Source organism: Paucibacter sp. B2R-40, assembly GCF_025717555.1.
Classification (GTDB): Bacteria; Pseudomonadota; Gammaproteobacteria; order Burkholderiales; family Burkholderiaceae_C; genus Paucibacter_A.
Genome location: NZ_JAJIRP010000023.1, coordinates 1 through 3,322 on the forward strand (window position 1 = coordinate 1; position 3,322 = coordinate 3,322).

Genomic DNA, 3,322 nt, shown 5'->3' on the forward strand with positions numbered 1-3,322 from the left:
GGGCTCGATCGCCGGGCTGACCGGCCTGGCCGGCAACCCCGCCTATGTGGCCAGCAAACATGCGGTGACCGGCCTGACGCGCAATGCCGCGATCGACTATGCGCCCTACGGCATTCGCGTCAATTCGGTCAATATGGCCGCGACCGATACGCCGATGGTGGCGCGCGCAACCGAGCTGGTGATGGCCGCGAGCAAGGCGGCGAGCCGCCCCGGCATGGGCAGCATCAAGACGCAAAGCGTTCTGGCCTATGCGGACTCCAAGCGCCGGCCGGCCACCGTCGGTGAGCAGGTCGCGGTGATGCNCGCCTATTGAGTGAGCGGCGCCGGCCTGGGTCGGCGCCTGCCTGGCAGCCTCCATCATCTCCAAACGTCTCCTAGGGGGCTGCCTAACCCCCTGGCAAATATTCTTGATGGAGTTTTCGATGCCGAAATTGCCCCGATTGAAAATGGCCGTCTTGGCATTGAGCAGCCTGGGTCTGCATGGCGCGGCGCAGGCCTGGGTCTATCCAGAGCACCGCGATATCGGCCTACTGGCCCTTCACAAGCTCGACCCTGAGCGCAAGTCGCAATTCGAGAGTTTGTGGCTGGAGGCGCGTGTGGGCCACGAAGCCCGCCTGTGCATGCAGCCCGCCGATACCTCGCAGGGCCTGGCGCCGGCCTGCCTAGATTGGGCGGCCTTGCCGGCCATCGCCGGTGACCACTCATGTTCAAGCAAAGATATGCTCGCCAATGCGCTCAAGACCGACTGGATCTTGCAGGTCGCCGATGTGGCCGCGCAGCTGAAGGTGGACCTCGGGCGCGTGGCGGTGCAGGCAAGACCCGAGCAGGGCTTGCATGCCAAAAATCTGGTCGGCGATATCAAACGCCAGGTCGAGCATGAGGCTTTGCGCGCCGAGCGCATCAACGCGCTGCGGACCTCGGACACCCGACTGCAAAGAGCGGATGTCGAATACGCGACTCGCGCCGGCTCGAACAATGCGCACTTTTTGTTGCCTAGGCCCCAAACCGATATGGGGCCAAAAGAGTATGGCGAACTAGCACTCAAGCCCGGCGCACAAAGCAATGCCCTCGGCGTCTATCTCTGGTTTCATATGAGTGCCCTGCAAAAGGCGACGCGCTTGGCCCAAGAGAAACTATTGCCGGCGCAGCGTGAAGAACTGGCCATCGCGATCTTGGCCGATGAAGCGTTTGCGGTGCACTTTTTGCAGGATGCTTTCGCGGCCGGCCATATCGCCGGCGCCTGGGGCGATGTGTCGCAGCGCAAGGGCACGCATGACTATTACAACGAGACTGGTCTGGAGGTCTTCACTTGGCAGGGCGGTAGCGAGTCGATGGTTTTGATGGGCGACGCCCATATGCGGCCGGCCGACGCCGAGCGCGCGGCCAAGGCGGTACGCATCAGCCTGGAGCAAGTGATTGACCAAGCGAGTCGGGGCAAGGCTAACGCTAACTTCGTGCCGCTGCCACATATAGCGCTGGCCAAGGCCGAAGCGGATGATTTCGATGTTTGCAAGAGCGATGTTTTCGTGCAGCGAGCCCAGGGCTTGCGGGCGCCGCCCGAGGCGCTGGCAATGTTCGCGGATGTGTTCGGCCCCACGCCAATCCCGGGCCTCGGTGAGGGGCTGGGCGCGATGCCGCGCTTTCGTGCCGAAGTTGGCCCCTTCTTCGGTTTCGTTGGGGCGACCGATCTACGTCGGGTCGAAGGCGGCCATGACCCTTCGGTCACTTCGAACGGTTTTATCGGCGGGGCCGATTTGTCGCTGCGGGCGGGCTTTGGCTTGGACGGCGTGGTCGGTGAGTCGGGGGACGGTTTGGTGTTCGGCTCGATCGGTCTGCATGGTGACAGCCGTTCGACCCATACGCGGCAAGCCTTATCGGCCGCCCTCGACGCGGTTGGCGGAGCTGCGGCCATAGGCTCACGCTTTGCTGTCTCAACGCGTTTTCGGATGCCTTTTTACTTGGTGCCGGGTGATTTGCTGTTGATGGCACCGCTCTATTTGCTCGCGCCGACGAGCTATACCAATATGGCCGTCACGGCGGGCAATGGCGGCTTGATTCCATGGCAGTCGGCGTGGTCGACGGCGATCGGACGCTTCCAGTTGGTGCTCGGGCGAGAACTCGGCGCCACTTTCTATGGCTATGGCTTTCAGAATTCGACCATCGTGCCGAGTGCCGGCCGGGGCCTTGAACCACGCGTGGTGAACTTCAAGTCCATCAATTTCGAGCTGCCCATCCTGGAGTACCGGCCATATCGTGCCTTCGATACCCGCCAAAGCTCGGCTATGTTGGTGCAGTTCTATGCCGGCGCCGAAGTGCCTCAGCGGACTACGGTGAGCTGGCCGCTGGGCGCGCCGGGCGTAAAGTTGGAGACAATTTATTCGCTCGGCGTGCGGCTGATTTTCGATTGGCGCCGCTACTTTTGAGGGCCGTGGCATCACTTCGGCGATAGCTGTTGAGGTGCTTCATTGTTGCTGGCCAAGTTGAGACTTGCTGCTAGCCACATGCTGCGCGTCGGGTTGTCATTTACAGCGGCACCCCACCTTTTCTGACCCCGGTGAACACGTTCGGCGACACGTTCTATTGGCGGGGCATCGTCAGCGTGAACGACAGCGCGGTACAACCGGCGGAGTTAACAGTGACGTCCGAATAAGGCCTCGACTACCGGCAGGCGGCCATCGTGTCGGAGCCCTCAATGGCTGTCATATTGCTCGCAGGCCTGTCAATGCTGCAACTGTGGCGCCGCCAAGCGGCCTTATCAACCCCGATTGAATACCTTGACCACCGGGTTGGGCGCAAACTGAAAGCGTTCAGAAGGCTTACCTCGCTTCCTGTGAGCTACTTGAAGCAGACCTCATGTTGGCGGATTCACCAAGGCTGCAGCTTTATTACGGTTTGCGGGATGCCGATACGCCAAGAGAGTTCGTCGCGCTGCTGATACCTGAAAGGGCTCTCCAACCGATGAATCCGTTGTACTTCCAAGGAATCAAGTCGTCGAGCGATTTTGCCCAATGGAGCATGTTCGGAAAAGGCTGGCCTGAGAGTTGGATTCCGGCCAAGACATCTGGAAGCGTCTTTTTGGTTGCCAGTTGAGGCAAAGTCTTCTTCCATTCCTCGATCTCCAACCATGCGGGCTGGAGCAGACGCCCTGCATACAAGAGGGTTGCATCAGGAACGGCGGAGATTTGAGCGCGCACACTGGGATTCTTGTTAAGGAACTGCAGAAGCGCGCGTGTCTGGGGAAGCATTGACATTGGCTGATTCCTTTTTCTTGCGGCCTAACGTCCGAGCTGAGGGGCCGCAGCCAGCTGGCCGCGCGGAGCTG

At 61.0% G+C, this 3,322-nt stretch carries 3 protein-coding genes; 2 read left to right on the forward strand and 1 reads right to left on the reverse strand.

Translation table 11 applies throughout. The features are described 5' to 3' along the window. Window positions 1-64 precede the first annotated feature (64 nt). Both LNV09_RS24535 and LNV09_RS24540 read left to right on the forward strand, forming a co-directional pair. On the forward strand, window positions 65-313 hold the full coding sequence (locus LNV09_RS24535; protein ID WP_505191003.1) for an SDR family oxidoreductase: 249 nt from the start codon (window positions 65-67) through the stop codon (window positions 311-313). Window positions 314-422: 109 nt separating this feature from the next. Then, entirely contained in the window at window positions 423-2,423 is a 2,001-nt protein-coding gene (locus tag LNV09_RS24540; RefSeq protein WP_263559688.1) for a hypothetical protein, read from the forward strand. Between the two features lie 462 nt (window positions 2,424-2,885). Here the strand turns inward: LNV09_RS24540 and LNV09_RS24545 are convergent, their stop codons facing one another. Further along, window positions 2,886-3,251: a hypothetical protein gene (locus tag LNV09_RS24545; RefSeq protein WP_263559689.1), complete on the reverse strand. Its 366-nt coding sequence runs from the start codon at window positions 3,249-3,251 to the stop codon at window positions 2,886-2,888. Between the last annotated feature and the right edge of the window lie 71 nt (window positions 3,252-3,322).

What these genes read in the sequence shown, in the direction of transcription:
- LNV09_RS24540 (WP_263559688.1), top strand. Translation starts at nt 423, where the DNA reads ATGCCGAAATTGCCCCGATTGAAAATGGCCGTCTTGGCATTGAGCAGC.
- LNV09_RS24545 (WP_263559689.1), bottom strand. Translation starts at nt 3,251, where the DNA reads ATGTCAATGCTTCCCCAGACACGCGCGCTTCTGCAGTTCCTTAACAAG.